Here is a 20,236-nt window from a genome sequence, read left to right on the forward strand (position 1 = left end):
TATATTTTGCGCATCATGGCCCAACTAGGAAGCGCAGAACCCCAATACTCGATTGGGATGACCTACGACGATCGAGTGCCAGAACCGTACCTTCTTCAGAGAAATCATACCGGAACGGCTTACGTCACCTGGTTTTTACGCAAAGGCCATGTTTCGGTGCGCAGTCAGGACCGGATCATCCGGGCGAGCACGGGCGACTGGGTGATCATCGATCCCCTGACCACCCGCAGTCATGACTTCTCCCCGGATGCCAAACTCCTTTCGATTCGTTTCCGGGTCGATTGGCAAGGCATCCCCTTCATTCCGCCCCTCCGAGAACCACGCGTCTATGATGGGAGCGCGAGTAAAGCACTGCTTGAAGCGTCCGAAAAGCTCATTGAGGACCAACAATCCTCAAAACTCAAATCATCGCCCTCCAAACATTCAGATGCGTGCAAACGAAAAGCCGCTCTATTCGAATGGCTGAGCCATTGGCATCGATTACGAGAGGAATCCGAGAACATTCCTCTCTCGAAAACAGATGCAAGAATCTTTGCTATTCTCAGGGCGATCGGAGGCCCTGCCTCAATCGCTCCTCTCGACTACGCCCAATTATCTTCTGAAGTTGGTCTTTCGAAAGCCCAGCTCATCCGAATCTTTAAGGCGAATCTAGGCCTCACTCCCCAACAATGGCGCGAGGCCCAATGCCTCAAGAGCGCCGAGGATGATATTCTCCAGCGCAAGCTCTCCGTAAAGGAGATCGCCGCCCGGTTGGGCTTCTACGATGCCTCCCATTTTACGAAATGGTTTCGAAACAAAACCGGATCTTCCCCCAGAAAGTGGCGAGAACAACAAACGGTCTAGGTTCTCAACTCGAAGGGAAGCATGCATGCAAGGTAATGCTCACCACGAGGAAGATCGAAGTCAACGGGGGCGAACGCAGGCTTTGCCTTCGCGTAGAAATCGCACAGCTCAAGCCATTCGAAAACGGGAAACCAAAGTAGCGAGAGCTTCCAGCTCTCGATCCGTTGCACAGGCTGGCAGCCTGTGGTACGGGAAAATATGCGCCTTCTATCTCTGACAACGGGGGGTGAACGGAGGCTTTGCCTTCGCGTAGAAATCGCACGGCTCAAGCCATTCGAGAACGGGGAACCAAAGTAGCGAGAGCTTCCAGCTCTCGATCCGCAGCACAGGCTGGCAGCCTGTGGTACGGGATCAAAAGCGCCTTCTACCACTGACAACGGGGGTTAACGCAGGCTTTGCCTTCGCGTAGAAATCGCACGGCTTAAGCCATTCGAGAACGGGAAACCAAAGTAGCGAGAACTTCCAGCTCTCGATCCGCAGCACAGGCTGGCAGCCTGTGGTACGGGATAAAAAGCGCCGCCGCTGCACATCCATCGACACCAATCATCTCCATCCTTCTTCAGGAATGAACCAGGCTCTTCACCCTCCCTTCATCGAGTCCCATTTTATCAATCCCATCCAGGGTTCATTCGGGCCTCACTTTCAAGGAATCTGAGAATCCAGGATAAATTCTCGACCTGCCTCTCTCCTGTGGCCATTGAATAGGAAAATGCATGCACCTGCGTCTCCAGCCTGCTCGGAGCCGCAAGCATGCCGGACCCTCTCAAGAACCCAATCCATGCATTTCCACAAGTATCCGTTTCCGTACAACTTTGAATTTATTTCCAAAGTCGACGAAGGCCGCTCCATCGAGACCTCGCAAGGGCCCTATGAGCTCCAACTGAAGGCCTTTGAGGACGATGTTTTCCAAATCAAAGTGACCGGAGCGGGTTGGGAAACCCAGGAGTCGCAGTCGGATCTTCAGCTTCCGACTGCCGTGGAGGGATTGGAAAGCGAAACCGCCAGGATCACCCTGACTCGGCACGGCCAGCTCTCTCTGGAAACCGTTGGAGGACAGAATCTTCTCAGCTCGGGAGCAGGCCGATTCTTTGGACAATGCGGTGAGGCCTCGATGTTCGAGTTTCTCCGCGAGGACAGCGACTGCTACTACGGCATGGGAGAAAAGTGGAGCAGCCTCGAGCACACCGGGAAGAAAGTGAAATTTTGGAACACCGATGTCTGGGCTGATTTTCATCCGAATTCATTTGTGGATGGGAACCCGCCCGTAGACCCGGCCTACCTTTCCATCCCCTACCTCATCGTAAAACGCGGCAGCCAGTACATCGGTCTTCTTCTCGACAATCCGTTCAGCAGCTTCATTTCCACAAAGTCGACGGAGTCCGTGGCCGGACAAATGGAGGTAAAAGGAGAATCCGAACGGTTTTATCTGGGATCGGAAGAAGGACAGCCCAACCTCATCTTGATTCTGGGTCCGTCCCTTCCCGAACTGACCCGTAAGGTCCAGAAACTCATGGGAACGACTCCCCTGCCTCCCGCTTGGTCTCTTGGATATCAACAGTGCCGCTGGGGCTACGAGTCGGAAGCCGACCTCATGGAACTCGACCGCAAGTTTAGCGAGCATGAGATTCCCGTAGATGGCCTCTGGCTCGACATCGAATACATGCGGGGCTATCGCGTCTTCACCACCGAGCCCGACAATTTTTCCAATTTCGCGGAGACTCTGAAAACCTTGGATCGTCGAGGACGAAAGGTTGTCCCGATCATCGACCCTGGTGTAAAGAGAGATCCGGACTACGGCGTGTACCAACGCGGTCGCGAGCACGGAGCCTTCTGCCTCAACCCTCAGGGCCTTGAATACATCGGGCTCGTTTGGCCGGGTCAGACTGCCTTCCCCGATTTCTCCATCCCGGAAGGTTGTGACTGGTGGGCCAATGAAGTGGCCAACTTTGTCGCGAAAGGAGTCCACGGGGCCTGGCTCGACATGAACGACCCGGCCACGGGAGCGGTCGAGAACGCGCACATGCTTTTCAACAAGGGGACAAAATCCCACAGCAGCTTCCACAACCAATACGCCTTGGGGATGGCCCGGGCCAGCCGCGAAGGGTTTCTCAAAGCCTTTCCCGACCAACGCCCCTTCCTCCTTTCCCGCTCCGGCTTCACCGGATCCGGACGCTACACGGCAATCTGGACCGGAGACAATTTCAGCAATTACCACCACCTGAAATCCAGCATCCCGACGACGCTAAACCTGGCTCTCTCCGGAATCCCCTTCAACGGTCCCGACGCCGCTGGCTTCGGAGGAGACACTTGGCCGGAACTGATCCGCGACTGGTTCAAAGCCGGATTCCTCTTCCCGATCTTCCGCAATCACTGCATGAAGGGGAACCGATCGCAAGAGCCATGGGCCTTCGACGAGGAGACCTTGGAAGTAACCCGGCGCTACATCCGCCTCCGGTATCGGCTCCGCCCCTACCTGTATCAACTCTTCGCCGCCCAGGAAGAATTGGGTGAAGCCATCCTCCGCCCGCTTTTCTACAATTTCGCCAGCACCCCCGAACTGCCCTTGGAGAAAGTGCAGGACCAATTCCTCGTCGGCGACTCAATCCTCCAAGCCCCCTTCGTTGAAGAAGGCCAAACGGAACGCGATGTGATTCTTCCCGGAGAACGATTCTGGTTCGACTGCACCGCTGGCGAGTGGATCTCCGGCAATCAAAAGCAAACCGTTCAGGCGACTCTGGAGGACACGCCGATCTACGTTCACGACAGATGCATCCTCCCCTTGGCCCGGATCGGGCTTGCGGAATCCGGTTTCTACGCCGAGAAAGCCGACTTCCAGATATTCCTCTCCGAAGATGGCGAAGCCGAGACCCGCTACGTTTTCGACGATGGCCACAGCTTCGCCTACCAAAAGGGCAAACGCTCGATCGCACTGGTGAAAGCGACCCGCCAAGACTCCTCCCTGACCTTCACGGTCCATTATCCGAAGACCGGATACGGAGAAGGCGACTTCACCTTCACCACTGAGTCCTCCATCGAATCGGTCACCCTCAACGGAAAAGAGCTGAATCCCGCCGATCCGCAAGGCGTTCCCTTGACCGCGGGTTCTTGGAAGACCTGGGCATAGGGGCCATCCACCGTTTTCGCATGGTTTGATTCCTCCTGCGGGTGCCATTTCGTCCTCGCGTGCTTTGGACATGCGATTCACGGCGAAAAACGAGCCGTCGAACGAGGCTGCAACCTCGCCGAATCGGCACCACCCCGCATTGCTCATGATCGGAAGCCGATTCGACCGAGCGACTAAAGTCGGTCGGGAACGGGATTGCCTGCTCAGAGCAAACCCGACATCGAGTCTAGCCCAACCAAAGTAGCGAGAACTTCCAGCTCTCGTCCGTTTGCACAGCAACATTTGACAAAATCAATCAGGTCCAGAATCTAGGCAAATGCTTGCGTACTTCAGCCATGGAAAGCGCCGTTACTTTGAAGAACCGACGCATTCAATGAAGCGCCGTTTCTGGGAGTTTCAGGCGGTGGTCCACGGGCGCATCGCCTGGGTGCCGGCATCCGGACCAGCTACGGAAACCAAGGCTCGAACTCTCTGGGTCTCTCCCCCTGGATCCTCCCACGGTTGGACGGGAATTCCCGGCGAAGAAGCGGTGATCGTCGTTTTCCACTTCCGGCTGATTCCCGAAACTCTCCGCTTGCGACTCGGAAAGTCTCCCTGCACGGCGATTCATTTGTCCGCCGCAGAATGCGTCCAGATGGAAGAACTGGCCAGGGGAGTAGACCGCTACTGGAGGAAACCGGCTCCGGGCATGCTTCTCTGCTACGAACACGCCCTGCTCCAGATCAGTCACTTGGCCTACGAGTCCCTGACGATCCAGCATCCCGAGGAACCGGAGAACCGCATCCGGGATCAGGTCCAGAGCGCGCTCTCCCTCTACAACGAAAACATGCAGACCAACCCCGGTCTCCCCGAAATCGCTCGCGCCTGCCACAGCTCACCCGCCAACCTGCGCCGCTTGTTTCACAAAACCCTACAAGCTTCGCCGAAGGAGGTCTTCGACCAACTCCGCTACCAACGGGCCATGCAGCTTCTAACCGAGACGACGCTTCCCCTCGCCCACATTGCCGAGCAATGCGGATTTCAGGATCAGAGCGCTTTCTCCCGCGCCTTCAAGAACCATTTCCAGTGCACCCCCCGCGACCTGCGGGCCGGACGCGAGTTGCCATTGCAGAAAGAATAGCACTTGCCATCGCCCCGCGAGACCGACGCACTAAACGCTATGTCTATTCGAGCCATTGTCACGCACCCGGGTGGTGCTCACAAAGATGAGTTCCTCGCCTGCGCCGCGCTCCTCGCTGAGAATCCGGTCCCCATTTCCCGCAGGGATCCAACTCCAGAGAATCTCGCCGATCCTACGATCGCCGTCGTCGACATCGGGCACCAACATGACCCTGAGCTCTGCAATTTCGATCACCACCAGTTTCCACGAGATCACGTCCCGACGTGCGCCCTTTCTCTCGTCCTCCAAAAACTGGACCTCTACGAGGATGCCCAGAAATTCTGCGACTGGCTCGAAGTCGTTGAATGGTTCGATTGTCGCGGCCTCAAGGATACCGCCGAGTGGCTCGGCACAGACCGGGACACCCTCGCCAAGCTAAACTCCCCAGTTGATTCCGGAATCCTTCGTCGCTTCGCCAGTTGCACCGAACACCAACCCGGAGAGCCCATCTGGGAATTGATGCGCATGATCGGCCAGGACATGATCGAATACATCTCCGGCCTTCGCACCCGCTTGACCTTCGTCGATCAGCACGCGGAATTTTGGACCATCGAAGGGAGCGAGGAATCCTTCAAGGCCCTCTTCATGCCCCGCACCGATCCTCTGCCGGATGATCCAGCCGTCGGGCTTTTCCGCTACGTCCAGCAGCAAGGTCTCGAAAACGAGGTCCTGGCCATGATCTATCCGGATAGCCGTGGCACTGGTTACGGTCTGCGCCGATTCAGTGACGACCCCCGACTCGATTTCACTCAAATCGAAAGCGAGCCCGACGTGCACTTCGCGCATGCTCGTGGATTCATCGCCAAGAGTTCAGCCGATTCTGTAGAACGCCTAAAGGAGCTTGTCTCCGCAGCCTGGATCTCCTGATCCGAAACGAAAGGCGCGGGACCAAGCCTCGCCGATCGGGAATAGGAGCGATCGGTGGGAATAGGTCCCCGTCTCCGCAGGATGTGTGAACTTTTCGCGCAAATACGGAAATTAGGTTGAAGACCATGCCCTGATTCTCTCCCCTATAGCTTTGGGCCTGGGGCAGGAAGCAATTGCGACTCGGGTCGGAGTTTTATTTCCTTAGAAGCAGCAACATGAAGAATCTGGGCAACACATCCAAGACCCTCTCTCCCATCGGCCTCTACGATCTGCCCTCCGGGCCGGCGCTGATGGACCAGCCGTTATTGAACAAAGGCACCTCGTTCACCAAAGCCGAGCAGGATGCCCTCGGACTCCGCGGGCTCCTTCCCCCGCGCATCTTTTCCATGGAGGAACAGCTGGAGCGTTCCTTGGCCCAGTTCCGGGGCAAAACAAGCCCACTGGAAAAATATATCTTCCTCGTTTCACTGCAGCACCGCAACGAGACTCTCTTCTACCGTCTGCTCCTCGACCATCTCGAGGAAATGATGCCAATCATTTACACGCCGACGGTCGGAGAAGCCTGCCTCGAATACAGCGGGATTTTCCGAAGCCCCCGCGGTCTTTGGATCACCATCGAAGACAAAGGGAAAATCGAATCCGTCCTCCGCAACTGGCCCCGGCGCGGTGTGCGACTGATCGTGGTGACCGACGGCGAACGCATCCTCGGTCTCGGGGATCTCGGCGCACTCGGCATGGGTATCCCGATTGGAAAACTTGCCCTCTACACCACCTGCGCTGGAGTCCACCCGTATTATTGCCTCCCCATCACCATCGATGTCGGCACCAACAGTGAGCGTCTTCGGGGGGATCCGATGTATATCGGGATGAATCACGAGAGAACCCGGGGGGATGTCTACAACGACTTTATGGAAGAGTTCGTAAATGCCGTCCGAAAGGTCTTCCCCGGATGTCTTCTTCAGTTTGAAGATTTCGGCAACGCAAACGCCTTCCACCTCCTCGAAAAAAATCGTGACCGTATTTGCTGCTTCAATGACGATATCCAGGGAACGGCCGCTGTTGCTCTTGCCGGAATCATTGCCTCGGCCCGCCTGACTGGCGCCCCGATCGAGAAAGAAAAGCTTCTCTTCCTCGGAGCCGGCGAAGCCGGAACTGGCATCGCGGAACTGTTTGTCAGCGCGCTGGAAAGCCACGGCATCGATCGGGAAGCCGCCCGGCGCCAATGCTGGTTTGTCGATTCCAAGGGCCTCCTCGTCCGCGATCGCGGCGACAAGCTCCCCGACCACAAGAAACCCTTTGCCCACGAGGGAGAACATCTTCCCGACCTGTTGAGCGCGGTCAAACACCTCAAACCAACGACCCTCATCGGCGTCGCGGGAGTGGGAGGCGCCTTCAATCAAGATGTCGTCGAAGCCATGTGCGCGTCAAACGAACGACCCGTGATCTTCGCCCTCTCCAATCCGACCAGCAGCGCGGAGTGCACCGCGGAAGAAGCCTACAAATGGAGCCGAGGAAAAGCTGTCTTTGCCAGCGGAAGCCCCTTCAGTCCGGTGACCTATGACGGGCAGACCTTCGAACCCGGCCAAGGGAACAACGTTTATATCTTCCCTGGCGTCGGTCTCGGAGCTTTGGCCTGCGGTTCCACACGGGTGACCCATTCGATGTTCCTCGCCGCGGCCGAGGCCCTCGCTGAAGCCGTTCAGGACAGCGACCTCGCCTGTGGACGAGTCTATCCCAACCTCAAAGGAATCCGCCGCGTTTCCCTCGACATCGCCATCGCCGTTGCCGAAGAGGCTTGGGATCTCGGTCTCGCACAAGTGCCAAAGCCCGAGGACGTGGAGACCTTTATTCAGGAGCAAATGTTCGAGCCCGAGTATCGAGACTACTTTTGCGAGGAATAAGGCCTCGGGCAGCCGGACCACAAGCACTCCGGCTCTCACGCCTTGTTTGACGAGGAGGAACCGGCCGAATCCGGAGATGAGTGAAAGGACCTGGACATTATTGAGACTTTGTCTCAAATTAAACCCATGGACTCTTCTCCTCTACCCAAGGCAAAAAACTGCGGCCTCGCCAGAACGCTCCTCGCAGTCCGCACCTTGCGAGCTTCCTTCCTCGGGAGCCTTCTGGTCGGCCTAACTCTCGGGGCCGTCACATCCAAGGCCCTCTCCGAAACGGAAGCAGATTCACCTCAATCCTCTGCGGAAAAGCTCTTTCCAGAACCCAGTCCCCTGAGTTTCTGGATCGACCTCTATCGCGCTGAACCCGTTCGCTTCTTGGAGGTCATGAACGATCTCTCGACTGTCGATATCATCTACACCGGAGAGATTCACACCCTGGACCGCCACCACTACTGGCAAACACGGATCCTCTCCGGATTGATCGAAAAGAAGAAGGGCCAAGCTGTCCTCGCATTGGAACCCATCGAGCAGTTTCAGCAGCCTCTCGTCGATCGTTTCAACGACGGAGAATTCGACTTCAACGAACTCGCAGAGGCCATGAATTGGTCCAATCGATGGAGTAATTTTGAGGACTATCGCGCTCTACTCGAACTGGCCCAGAAAAACGATGTGCCCGTGCTCGCCTTGAACGCCCGTGCCGAGACCATCCGCAAGATCGGTCGCCAAGGTCTCGAATCACTCTCCCAAGAGGAGCGCAACGAACTTCCCGAGACCCTCAACTTTGACGATCCACAATACCGCCAGCTGCTCAACATGCTGCTCATGGTTCACGCCAGCATGGATGAAAGCGTCCTCGACCGCATTTTCGAAGCGCAAGTGGCCCGGGATGAAAAAATGGCGTCCACGCTCGCAGCCTTCCTCAGCCAACCGGGAAACCAGAACAGGACGGCTTTGGTCATCGCTGGTTCGGGCCATATCCAATATGGGCTCGGGACAGTTTCTCGAGTTCGCTCCCGTCTGCCAGAAAAGAAGGATCGAATCGTTCTCATGACTGAAAGCGGAGAACTCGTGCTCTCCGAGGAGGAGGCTGCCATGTCCCGAGACATCTCCATCACCCACGAAGATCTCCGCTTCCTCCAGCAACCCAAAGCCGATTACCTTCAAGTCACTGAACTGCAAGAGTGAGATCCAGCCTCTCGGGTATCACCGCCTTTCCCGAAACTGACCGGGAGAAGAGCCAAAGCGCTGCTTGAAGGCGCGCGAGAAGGCGGAGAAACTTTCATAGCCGCATTCAAGCGCGATCTCTCCGATCTTTAGGGTGCTGGCCTGCAAAAGGTGCCGGGCGTGATTCGTGCGAATCCGTTGCAAAAGTTCTCGGGGAGTGATTCGCAGATGACGGCGTAGATAGCGCTCCAGAGAGGAGCGGGACAACCCCGCGCGAAGCGTCAGGTCTTCGACTGAAATTCCATTCTTCAATTCTCGATGAGCGAAAGTTACGAGATCCGCTAAATCTGCATAATCAGCAGGAAGATCGACCGAATGGTCAACCGGTCGACTCATTCCATAAGTCCCAATGACTTCACCTTCGGCCGACAGAATCGGATACTTGCTGGTCATGTTCCAACCGACAACTCCGGTAGATGCCATGACCAACTCAGGCTTGTTGACGATCGGAGGCCCCCCACGGATCAGCGAAGCATCGTCTTCCATGTAAACCATGGCCAGCTCGTTGAAATAAAGATCACTGTCCAAAGTGCCCAAGACCTCTTCCCGGGACAAACGCGCCGACTCCGCCAAAGCCAAATTGCACCAGACAAACCGCCCTTGCACATCCTTCACCCAAAACATCAGATCCTCCATGAGATCCCAAAGCGGACGATCCGCGAAAGCGGCCAAGTCGACGGATGGATTCTTGAACGGTTTGGACATCACTCTTTGAACTGACGAATTCTGCACAATTTTGGAAGAGTCTGGGCATTGTCAAACCCAGAGCACTCTGGTAACGTACCTTCATGAGCCGAGCAGTTACCCTCTTCACCGGTCAATGGGCCGACCTTCCTCAGGATGAACTATTTCCACTCGTCAAAGAGATGGGATACGATGGCGTCGAACTCGCCTGCTGGGGCGACCACTTCGACGTCGATCAGGCGCTTGAGGATGAGTCCTACATCCCCAATCTGTGGAAAAAGCTTCAAGAGCACGGGCTGACCTGTCACGCCATTTCCAATCACCTCGTCGGGCAGGCGATCTGTGATCCCATCGACGACCGTCATAAAGCGATTCTCTCCGACAAGATCTGGGGAGACGGCGATCCTGAAGGCGTCCGCCAACGGGCTGCGGAAGCGATGAAAGACACCGCTCGGGCCGCTCGCAAATTCTTCGATGCACGACCGGACGAGACGGTGATTCACCCGGTCGTGAACGGCTTCACCGGATCCTCGATCTGGGCCGCTCTCTACGCCTTCCCCCCGACTTCGCAGGAATATCTCAACAAGGGCTACGAGGACTTTGCCAAACGCTGGCTTCCCATCCTCAATGTCTTCGAAGAAGTCGATGTCAACTTCGCCCTTGAGGTCCACCCGACTGAAATTGCCTTCGACACCGCTTCTTCCGAACGGGCCCTTGCCGCGGTCAATCAGCACAAACGTTTCGGGTTCAACTACGACCCCAGTCACCTCGCCTATCAGGGAGTCGACTACGTTCAGTTTATCCGCAAATTCTCCGACCGCATCTACCACGCCCACATGAAAGACGTCTGGTGGGGTCATGGCGACGGCTCTGTCGGAGTTTTTGGAGGACATACCGAATTCACCGATCCGCGACGCTACTGGGACTTCCGCTCGCTGGGTCATGGAGACGTCCAGTTCGAAGACATCATCGTGGCACTGAACGATATCCAATACGCTGGCCCCCTTTCCGTGGAATGGGAAGACGGCCGTATGGACCGCGTTCACGGCGGCACCGAAGCCGCTGCTTTTGTCCGAAAGATCGACTTTGAGCCCAACAAGCTGGCGTTCGACGCTGCTTTTGATAAGAGCAACCAGTAACTCTGCCAACAACTGGACAGCAAGAAACGCCCTCCCCAGCCAACTTCCAAACCTCCCAACCTCTAAACCTCTGAACTTCCAAACCTCTTAACTTCTTCCTAGAATCCAATGACACAACCACGCAAAATTCGCATGGGTATGGTTGGCGGTGGCCATGGTGCCTTTATCGGTGCCGTTCACCGCATCGCCGCAAATATTGACGGCCAAGTTGAACTCGTCTGTGGGGCCTTCTCCTCCGACTCCGACCGCTCCAAGGCCTCCGGCAAAGACTTATTCCTCCCAGAGGACCGCTGCTACAGCGACTACGCAACCATGATGACCGCAGAAAAGTCGCTCCCGGAAGGAGAGCGTATGGACTTCGTCGCCATCGTCACCCCCAACCACGTCCATTTCCCCGTGGCCAAAGCCGCTCTGGAAGCTGGCTTCCACGTTCTCTCCGACAAACCGGCAACTCTGAATTTGGCAGAGGCACAAGAGCTCGCGGCTCTGGTTGAGAAGACAGGTCTAAAATATGGTCTGACCCATAACTACACCGGATACCCGATGGTCAAACAGGCCAGAGCTTTGGTCCGCAACGGAGAGCTCGGAACCATCCGCAAAGTGGTCGTCGAGTATCCACAAGGTTGGCTCGCCACTCCCGTCGAGAAAGAGAACAACAAGCAAGCCTCTTGGCGAACTGATCCCGAGAAGTCTGGCGCCGCTGGATGCATCGGCGACATTGGCACCCACGCAGAGAACCTTGCCGAATATATTTCAGGACTGCAGATTGAGGAACTCGCAGCCGACCTCACCCGATTCGTCGACGGTCGCATGCTCGACGATGACGGCTCGGTTCTCCTCCGGTTTGCAGGTGGCGCCAAAGGCATCCTCTACGCCTCACAAGTATCGGTAGGTGAAGAGAATTCCCTCACCATTCGCGTCTACGGTGAAAAAGGAGGACTTGAGTGGCACCAAATGGAGCCGAACACCCTCCTAGTACACCGCTTGGGCGAGCCCACGCAAATCCAGCGCACCGGGAACGACTACTTGGATTCGTCATCTACTGATCACGCACGAATCCCGCCGGGCCACCCCGAGGGATACCTCGAAGCCTTCGCCAACCTCTATCGTAATTTTGCGGCCGATATCGCTTCCGATCTCCTCGGCACCGAGGCTCCGCCTTATGCGAGCGATTATCCCACCGTCTCCGATGGGGTCCGCGGCATGGCCTTCATTCAAGCAGTTGTCGAAAGCTCCTCCAACAACGCGGCTTGGACGAAACTTCCTCTGTAATCCCATGACAACATCCCTCAAACCAGTCGGACTCGGCATCATCGGGTGCGGAAAAATTTCACAAGCCTACTTCGACGGCGCCAAAACCTTTGAGATCCTCAAAGTCGTCGGCTGCGCAGACCTTAATCCCGCCGTTTCTCAAGCTCAGGCGAAAGCTAATGGCTGCGAGGCGATGAGCGTAGACGAACTTCTTGCCCATCCCGAAATCGAGCTCGTCATCAACCTGACGATCCCCGCAGCTCACGCAGAAGTCTCGCGAAAGATCCTCGAAGCCGGCAAACACAGTTATTGCGAAAAGCCAATCACCGTCGATCTGGAAGACGCACAAGAGCTGCTGGCCTTGGCTAAGGAAAAAGACCTTCTCGTCGGCTCCGCGCCCGACACCTTCCTCGGAGGAGGCATCCAGACCTGTCGCCAAATTATCGATTCCGGCGCCCTCGGTCGTATCGTTAGCGGAACCGCCTTCATGATGGGCCGTGGCCCTGAGTCCTGGCATCCCAACCCCGGATTCTACTATTTGAAGGGAGGAGGCCCTGTTCTGGACATGGCGCCCTACTACCTGACGGCTCTCATTAACCTGATCGGCCCCGTGGCCAGTGTTCAGGCTCATACCTCAAAGGCCTTCGAGACTCGCATTGCCACCTGTAAAGAACACAATGGCGAAGAACTTCCAGTCGAAGTTTCAACCCACTGCTCAGCCATCCTTGAGTTTGTTTCCGGCGCGGTCATCACCGCCGTTTTCTCCTTCGATGTACCCAAGCACGGTCATTCTCCAATCGAACTCTATGGGACGAAAGGTTCCCTTAAGGTCCCAGATCCAAACACCTTTGGAGGACCGGTTCAGCAATACCTTCTGGATTACGAGGAGAAAGAGTGGAAGGACGTCGAACTCACCTTTGGCTACGACAGTAATATGCGAAGCATCGGAGCCGCTGACATGGCCTACGCGATCCGCACCGATCGACCCTACCGCGCCAACGGTGATGTCGCCACCCACGTTCTGGAAGTCATGCACGCCTTTGAGAAATCATCGGACTCGCAGCAAGCCGTCACCATCAGCAGTCGTCCCGAGAGGCCGAAGGCCCTCCCGGAGGGATTGGTCGAGGGACTGCTGGACGAGTCGTAGGGAATATCTCCCCCGGGGTATCGCAGTCCTCCGCCGATCGAGATTCGAAGCCAATTCGGCCGAACGACTAAAGTCGATCGGGAACCTCCTTCTTTCTCGTATGTCTTTTCCAGCGTGAGCTCGTCGAATGCAGGCGTGCGATGGGCTTCGGCGGGAGAAGGTATCGAGATGCCGCTCTAACGGGCGAGAGCTGGAAGCTCACGCTACTTTCACGTTTCGGCGGGTCTCCCTTTGAACCCCCGAAGGCACATCTAAACTCGTACCGTGTACCCCGCAGGCGCGGGAAAACGGTTGCGCCAGTGAGGCGGAGTTGAGGCAAGATCGGTTTCCCCTCGCCAGCGAGATGCACGGGACCGAACTCGATACCTTCGCAGAGTTTCACTGACGCTCTACTAGCTCAGCAAAGAATAAACGCCAAACCCAATCAGTGGCGCGGCAATGATGCCGATGAGGGCCACCAAACCATCTTGCGTGGTCAGGGACATCCCCATCAGCGTCAGGACAATCCCAGCAGTTGAGGCGAGGAAAGGGAGTGGTTCCAAAGGCGGCATCGTCGCCGCGACGAGAATACAAAACACCGCTACAAATCCGGCTCCCACTCCTCGGGTGAGAACCCGCATCCGGGGACGCATGAATCGGTCCACAAATCCAGCGGGGCGCATGAGCATCTCCATCCCTTTCCGAATTTTATTCCCGGCGATTTTCTTTCGTAGAATCCAGTCCGGCAGCCAAAAGTGATCTCGCCCCACGAGCATCTGTCCCGCTGAGACAATCACGATCAAAGCAACCGTCGAAGGAACTCCCGGAATCCCGCTGAGAGGAGAAATCGCAATCAATCCCGCCAAGAGTAATAGCGGCCCAAAGGAACGAGAACCCGTCGTTTCAATCATATCCCGGACCGACATTTCCTCCTTCTCTTCCCCTTTTTCACGGAGGCGTTGAAGGATGTCTTGGATGTCGGTTTTAGATTGAGAGTCCATAATATTACCCTCACAGAAAAGCTTCCCGTCTTGAAGATCAACCGAGCCCCCCTACTCCGAAAGTCGTAGGCACTCGAACTTGCGAAATCGAGGCACGAAACCACCGCACCAAGATGGTTGGGCCCGAGGGCAAACCGGGAGGACGAACTGGAGCCGCTCCTACGTGCGAGAGCTGGAAGCTCACGCTACTTTCACGATGCGGCGGGTTTCCGACCGCAACTCCGAAGACACATCAAAATCGTACCGTGTATCCCGCAGGTGCGGGAAAACGGTTGCGTCAGTAAGGCGTTGGTGAGGCAGAGTCCGTTTTTCCTCGCCTGCGGGCTGCACGACGGAACTCTAAACATCCCGGGTTCAAGCCTTGGTCTGCAGATGCCGCTCCTACGGGCGAGAGCTGGAAGCTCACGCTACTTTCATGTTGCGGCGGGTTTCCCGCCGCAACTCCGAAGACACATCCAAAATCGGACCGTGCTGCTTCAGGAAACGGTTGCGTCAGTGAGGCGTAGAAGAGCCAGAGTCCGTTTTTCCTCGCCTGCGGGAAAACAGTACGGAAATAAAGACCTTCCCTGAATTCAGCTTTGCTTACCAGATGCCGCTCCTACGTGCGAGAGCTGGAAGCTCACGCTACTTTCACGTTGCGGTGGGTTTCCCACCGCAACTCCGAAGATACATCCAAAATTGGACCGTGCATCCCGCAGATTCGGGAAAACGGTCGGCACCCAGACAAAAAAAGAGGGACATTCACTGTCCCCCTTTTGGTTCTCCGAGGCATTTCCTCGGATCTCTTTAAATTCGATCAACCGATGCTGGCGAGAATCTGATTCAGGGTTGCGCTGGGGCGCATGGCTTCACTTACCTTCTTCTCATCGAAGTGGTAGTAGCCCCCGATGTCGGCAGGCTTGCCCTGGGCGGCAATGAGTTCTTCGACGATCTTCGATTCCTCAGCACTGAGCTTCTCGGCGATCGGTGCGAAAATGGCCTTCAGCTCCGAATCTTCGTTCTGCTCCGCCAACTCCTGGGCCCAATAGAGGGCGAGGTAGAAGTGGCTCCCACGGTTATCGATTCCGCCAATGCGGCGCGTCGGAGACTTGTCGTTCTCCAGGAAGGAGCCTGTAGCCGCATCGAGGGTCTTGCCAAGAATCTTGGCCTTTGGCTTGTCGAATACCTTGGCCAGATGCTCAAGAGAGACGGCCAACGCAAGGAATTCCCCGAGAGAATCCCAGCGGAGGTAGTTCTCCTTCACAAACTGTTGGACGTGCTTGGGAGCGGAACCTCCAGCACCGGTCTCGAAAAGGCCTCCCCCTTTCATCAGAGGAACGATGGAGAGCATCTTGGCGCTCGTGCCGAGTTCCAAAATCGGGAAAAGGTCGGTCAGGTAATCGCGGAGAACGTTTCCGGTCACCGAAATCGTGTCCTCGCCCTTGAAGGCCCGTGCGAGAGAAACCGTGCAGGCTTCGAACGGAGGAAGGATGCGAATGTCGAGACCTTCCGTGTCGTGATCCTTCAAGTATTCTTTGACCTTGAGGAGAATCTGCGCGTCGTGAGCGCGGGTTTCGTCGAGCCAGAAGATGGCCGGCGTTTCGCTGTCGCGTGCACGCGTGACCGCCAGCTTCACCCAATCGCGAATCGGGTCGTCCTTGGTCTGGCAGGCGCGCCAGATGTCACCTTCTTCCACTTGGTGCTCGAAGAGGACCACACCCGCTTCGTCAACGACGCGGATCGATCCCTTGCCGGGCGCTTCAAAGGTCTTGTCGTGCGAACCGTATTCCTCCGCCTTCTGAGCCATGAGCCCGACGTTTGGGACGGTCCCCATGGTCTTGGGGTCGAAGGCACCGTTCTTTTTGCAGAAGTCGACCACGGCCTGGTAAATGCCGGCGTAGGAGCTATCGGGAATTACCGCAAGGGTGTCCTGAGTCTCATCTTTGGCATTCCACATTTTCCCACCGACGCGGATCATGGCCGGCATCGAGGCATCGACAATGACGTCACTCGGAACGTGGAGGTTGGTGATCCCCTTGTGCGAGTTAACTTGGGCCAGATCCGGACCGTTCTCGTAGGCCGCTTGGATATCGGCTTCGATCTCAGCCTTCTTGTCTTCCGGAAGCTTTTGGATCTTGGCAACCAGGTCGCCAAACCCGTTGTTAAAATCGACATCGAGCTCGGCCAACGTGTCGGCGTGCTTCTCGATGAGGTCGCGGAAATAAACCTGGACTGCGTGGCCGAAGATGAGCGGATCCGAGACCTTCATCATCGTCGCCTTGAGATGGAGCGAGAACAAGACGTCGTCTTCCTTCGCCTTGGCAATCTGCTCCTCGAGGAACTCGACTAGAGCCGCCTTGCTCATGCAGGTGCCGTCGAGGATTTCCCCTGCCTTCAGCGGAGTCGCTTCCTTGAGAACCTGAGTGGAACCATCGTCTCCGACAAACTCCATTTTGACCGTGACCGGGCCGTCGGTCGTGAACGACTTCTCGTTCGCGAAGAAATCACCCTGGCCCATGGTCGCGACGGTCGTCTTCGAATCCTCCGACCATTCTCCCATGGAATGAGGATACTTGCGGGCGTATTCTTTGACGGCTTTTGGTGCGCGGCGGTCCGAATTCCCTTCGCGCAAGACCGGATTCACCGCACTCCCCTTGACCTTGTCGTAGCGGACGCGAATTTCCTTCTCCTTGTCGTTCTGGGGATCGACCGGGTAATCCGGCAGCGGGTATCCCTTTTTCTGCAGCTCCTCGATCGCGACCCGCAGTTGCGGCACCGAGGCACTGATGTTCGGGAGCTTCACGATGTTGGCCGCCGGGTCCTGAGTCCAAGCTCCCAATTCGGCCAAGTGATCGCCGATCTTCAAATTATCCGGCAAATAGTCCGGAAAAAGGGCGATAATTCGCCCGGCGAGAGAAATGTCACGCGTTTCCAACTTGATCCCGCAGGGCTTCACAAATGCCTGAATAATCGGGAGGAGGGAATACGTCGCCAAGGCCGGCGCTTCGTCGGTCTTCGTGTAGATAATGGTAGGCTGATCGGACATACGGTTCTCTTCCTAGGCGTAAATCGATGAGTTTGGAAGGGCTTTTCTACTCTATCAGCAGATTTTATCGTAACACAGCCATGATTTCAGAAGAGATGATACCCCGGAAAACGGAGGATTCTCCGCCCAATTTCTTCAATTCTTCGGAAAATCGTTGTATCGGAGCAAGACTTCCACCCTTCTTCTCCACTGTGGAAACGACCTCGCCCCCTTCCCTATCCCTGCGTCAATTGACCAAGCGATTCCGCACGGTCACCGCAGTCGATCATGTCGACCTTGATATATTCCCCAGAGAAGTCGTGGCCCTCCTCGGGGCAAACGGTTCGGGGAAATCGACGACCTTCCGACTGCTGCTCAACATTTATCGCGCCACGAGTGGCCAGGCCCTTCTCCTCGGAAAATCCTCTCGCGCCCTCGACGGCCAGGACTTCGACGAGGTGGGATACATCGCCGAGGGCCAAAAATTACCGACCTGGATGACCGTCTCGGCATTCATCCGTTACTGCGCCTCCTTCTACCAAGAATGGGATACGGAAATGGAGGAGCGGCTTCTCGCCGGCTTTGGTCTCCCTCTCCAGCAGAAGATCAAGCATCTCTCCCGTGGCCAACGGATGAAGGTGGCGGTGGCCAGTGTTCTGCCAGCCCGCCCCAAGGTCGTCCTCATGGATGAGCCCTTCAGCGGTCTGGATGTCGAAACCCGCGCCCAACTCGGCAATCTCCTGCAAAAACTTTCTCAGGATCATGGCCTGACCATCGTGATTACGACCCACGATGTGGAAGAGGTCGAAGTGGCCGCCTCCCGCATATCCCTCCTCAATCGAGGGCAGCTTAAGGTGAATGAACCGATGGCGGGCTACCTCCAAAGACACCGATTCGCCTCCATCGAAAAAGGCAAGCTCGGCGACCTTCCTCCGGAAATCGCGAAGCAGATCGCTCCGATGCCCAATTTGGCCGGCGAATCCACGGAGCACTTCGTTGCCACCTACAATGACGACTTCGCCCAGAAAATCGACGCAATTTCAGGAGTGCAGATCCGCTTCGAGCCGATGAATCTCCGTCAAATCCTCACCGCGCATTCCCTCCCCCTGTCATGAGCGCCTCTCTAAATATTCTCCGCAAAGACCTTCGGCTCTACCGCTGGGGTTGGATCTTCGCACTCGTCCTCGGGGCCGTGAACGTCTACCTCCACGGGACTACTGCCGGTCTGGTTGAGAGCGACCTCAACGAGGCTCTAGGAACATTTTCCGGTTTTGGCCAAGCCCTGCTTCCCTTCTTTCTCTTCGCGTTGGTCACGCAAAAAGAAAACCTCGTCGATCCGGACGCCTACTGGCTCGGGCGACCGATGCCCCGTTTGCAGATCCTCGCGGCGAAGCTATTCTTTGTCGCCATCATACTCGGGATCTTTACGAGCTCGGATGCGCTGGTCCTCCTCCTCAACCAAGGGGCATCCAGAGTTCCATTTGTCCTCGCCGGTTTCTTCACCCTCTTCGTTTCATGGATCAGCCTCGTCTTTCTGGGAGCCCAGACCAAGTCTCTGCCCTGGCTCCTGGCCTTTCTGGTCCTCTTCTACATCGGGCTGATGATTGTGGGCTTCCTGGCCGGAGCCATCATCCCCGACGACTCGATCATTGAAGATTTTTTCCAGGCCCTGCCACAACTTCCGTCTGACACCCCGACGCATACCGTTGCGCTTTTCCAGACCTCGTTCTGGTTTGTGGCCGGAATCGCAATCCTCGCATTCTACTACAAATCCCGGCGAAGAAAAACCGCCTGGGTATTTCTGGCAGTTGGGGGAATCGGTGCATTGGTGCTCACCCCCTCAAACGACCCTCAGGACCGCCCTCAGCAAGTTGCTGGAACCGGCACCGAGACATTTCAGGCTAAGATCATTGGGATCCAAAAGATCGGCACGCAGCATTCCAATGACGCAACTTCGGAACGATATGCCTTCGTTCTCGAATCGAATACCTCCGGCCTCCCCGAAAACGCGTGGATCCAGACGCGTAACTTAGAACTGAGGACGGAGGAGAACCGCAATCTCTTCTATGGTGATCAGCAGCCGAGGACAAGGACCTCTCAAAAGATCAGTGGCCAGCCATTGGCACCCTCAAATCAGTTTCTCATCGAAGCCTTTTCGATCAACCGAGAGCGCCTCGACACCTTTCCCGTTTCCGGTTTACAAGCCTATCTCTCGGTCGAAATCAGCTACTTCTCGGCACAGGAAGTCGGGAGGATCTCAGTGCGTCCCGACCAAGGTTTCGCGAACAACGGCAACCGCCTCCTGATCTCGTCCTTCGACGAGAATGCCAACCATCTAGAGGTCCAGATCTCCGCCTACCTGCCCTCCCCCATTTTCGAGCCGAAAGAGTTCAGTGCGTACTCGGAAGGCCTTCGCGGGATCTATTCTTTCGCCCTGGCCATGCCAGACCAGCCCGAGCCGGTTCCCTTCACCATGAACGGCATCAGTTCTTCCCTGTCCGATTCCTACGAAACCCGTATCGAAGTAGACTTGCCGACAGGCGTAAATGCAAACGAGTGCGAATTGGTCATCTACAAGCGAGTTCTTCTCAAAAGGACAAGCCAGAGCTTTCAGGGCGACGATCTTTCCCTTCCTCCGAATTGACCCAAATCTCCAAGCCTAAACCCGTTAGCCCTCAGGAAAAATTCAGGCGGCCAAAACTTCGAAACTCGGCGTCGGGATTCTCCTGACGCCAAGTTTCCCGTGAATGTAATCCTCTCCGCCGAGCAGGAAGGTCTGACAGTCCGCAGTGACTCCGGCCGACGCCCCGGACACCGTGTCGCCCACAATGGTAGCCCATCCAAGTCCTTACCACGACTACAACGGGGACTCTGACATCAATTGTAAGTCTACATATACCCAACAGAAAAGACGAT

General features: G+C 56.3%; 14 protein-coding genes. 11 read left to right on the plus strand and 3 right to left on the minus strand.

Annotated features, from left to right (window positions below):
• Window positions 1-15: 15 nt before the first annotated feature.
• The 6 genes from H5P30_RS21290 (at window position 16) to H5P30_RS21315 (ending at window position 9,076) form a co-directional block, all read left to right on the plus strand.
• Window positions 16-843, plus strand: coding sequence for a helix-turn-helix domain-containing protein (locus tag H5P30_RS21290; protein WP_185694937.1), 828 nt, complete (start codon window positions 16-18; stop codon window positions 841-843).
• Between the two features lie 778 nt (window positions 844-1,621).
• Complete coding sequence (locus tag H5P30_RS21295; RefSeq protein ID WP_185694938.1) at window positions 1,622-3,967, plus strand: glycoside hydrolase family 31 protein; 2,346 nt, start codon at window positions 1,622-1,624, stop codon at window positions 3,965-3,967.
• A gap of 373 nt (window positions 3,968-4,340) precedes the next feature.
• A complete protein-coding gene (locus H5P30_RS21300; RefSeq protein ID WP_185694939.1) occupies window positions 4,341-5,087 on the plus strand; it encodes a helix-turn-helix transcriptional regulator in 747 nt (248 codons plus the stop codon).
• Window positions 5,088-5,126: 39 nt separating this feature from the next.
• The gene (locus H5P30_RS21305) at window positions 5,127-5,993 is read left to right on the plus strand and encodes an MYG1 family protein (RefSeq protein ID WP_185694940.1); all 867 of its coding nucleotides are present in this window, start codon (window positions 5,127-5,129) and stop codon (window positions 5,991-5,993) included.
• 215 nt (window positions 5,994-6,208) lie between these two features.
• Window positions 6,209-7,894, plus strand: coding sequence for an NAD-dependent malic enzyme (locus tag H5P30_RS21310; RefSeq protein ID WP_185694941.1), 1,686 nt, complete (start codon window positions 6,209-6,211; stop codon window positions 7,892-7,894).
• Between the two features lie 126 nt (window positions 7,895-8,020).
• A complete protein-coding gene (locus H5P30_RS21315) occupies window positions 8,021-9,076 on the plus strand; it encodes a ChaN family lipoprotein (protein ID WP_185694942.1) in 1,056 nt (351 codons plus the stop codon).
• Between the two features lie 18 nt (window positions 9,077-9,094).
• Here the strand turns inward: H5P30_RS21315 and H5P30_RS21320 are convergent, their stop codons facing one another.
• Window positions 9,095-9,820, minus strand: coding sequence for a helix-turn-helix domain-containing protein (locus H5P30_RS21320; protein ID WP_185694943.1), 726 nt, complete (start codon window positions 9,818-9,820; stop codon window positions 9,095-9,097).
• Window positions 9,821-9,903: 83 nt separating this feature from the next.
• Here H5P30_RS21320 and H5P30_RS21325 point away from each other — a divergent pair, with 83 nt between their 5' ends.
• From H5P30_RS21325 to H5P30_RS21335, 3 genes are all read left to right on the plus strand, one after another.
• Window positions 9,904-10,938, plus strand: a complete 1,035-nt coding sequence (locus H5P30_RS21325) for a sugar phosphate isomerase/epimerase family protein (RefSeq protein ID WP_185694944.1) — start codon at window positions 9,904-9,906, stop codon at window positions 10,936-10,938.
• Window positions 10,939-11,046: 108 nt separating this feature from the next.
• Window positions 11,047-12,210, plus strand: a complete 1,164-nt coding sequence (locus H5P30_RS21330) for a Gfo/Idh/MocA family protein (protein ID WP_221774433.1) — start codon at window positions 11,047-11,049, stop codon at window positions 12,208-12,210.
• Between the two features lie 4 nt (window positions 12,211-12,214).
• Window positions 12,215-13,336 (plus strand): Gfo/Idh/MocA family protein, encoded by a 1,122-nt coding sequence (locus H5P30_RS21335; RefSeq protein WP_185694945.1) that lies wholly within the window; start codon window positions 12,215-12,217, stop codon window positions 13,334-13,336.
• Between the two features lie 392 nt (window positions 13,337-13,728).
• Here the strand turns inward: H5P30_RS21335 and H5P30_RS21340 are convergent, their stop codons facing one another.
• Complete coding sequence (locus H5P30_RS21340; protein WP_185694946.1) at window positions 13,729-14,316, minus strand: exopolysaccharide biosynthesis protein; 588 nt, start codon at window positions 14,314-14,316, stop codon at window positions 13,729-13,731.
• A 796-nt stretch (window positions 14,317-15,112) separates the two neighbouring features.
• Window positions 15,113-17,341, minus strand: a complete 2,229-nt coding sequence (locus tag H5P30_RS21345; RefSeq protein ID WP_185694947.1) for an NADP-dependent isocitrate dehydrogenase — start codon at window positions 17,339-17,341, stop codon at window positions 15,113-15,115.
• Window positions 17,342-17,532: 191 nt separating this feature from the next.
• On the opposite strand from H5P30_RS21345, the gene H5P30_RS21350 reads away from it, so the two are divergent.
• Window positions 17,533-18,435 (plus strand): ATP-binding cassette domain-containing protein, encoded by a 903-nt coding sequence (locus tag H5P30_RS21350; RefSeq protein WP_185694948.1) that lies wholly within the window; start codon window positions 17,533-17,535, stop codon window positions 18,433-18,435.
• Window positions 18,432-19,964 (plus strand): MFS transporter, encoded by a 1,533-nt coding sequence (locus H5P30_RS21355; protein ID WP_185694949.1) that lies wholly within the window; start codon window positions 18,432-18,434, stop codon window positions 19,962-19,964. The genes H5P30_RS21350 and H5P30_RS21355 overlap by 4 nt, the downstream gene beginning before the upstream one ends.
• The last annotated feature ends 272 nt before the right edge of the window (window positions 19,965-20,236 follow it).

The organism is Puniceicoccus vermicola (assembly GCF_014230055.1).
GTDB classification, from domain to species: domain Bacteria; phylum Verrucomicrobiota; class Verrucomicrobiia; order Opitutales; family Puniceicoccaceae; genus Puniceicoccus; species Puniceicoccus vermicola.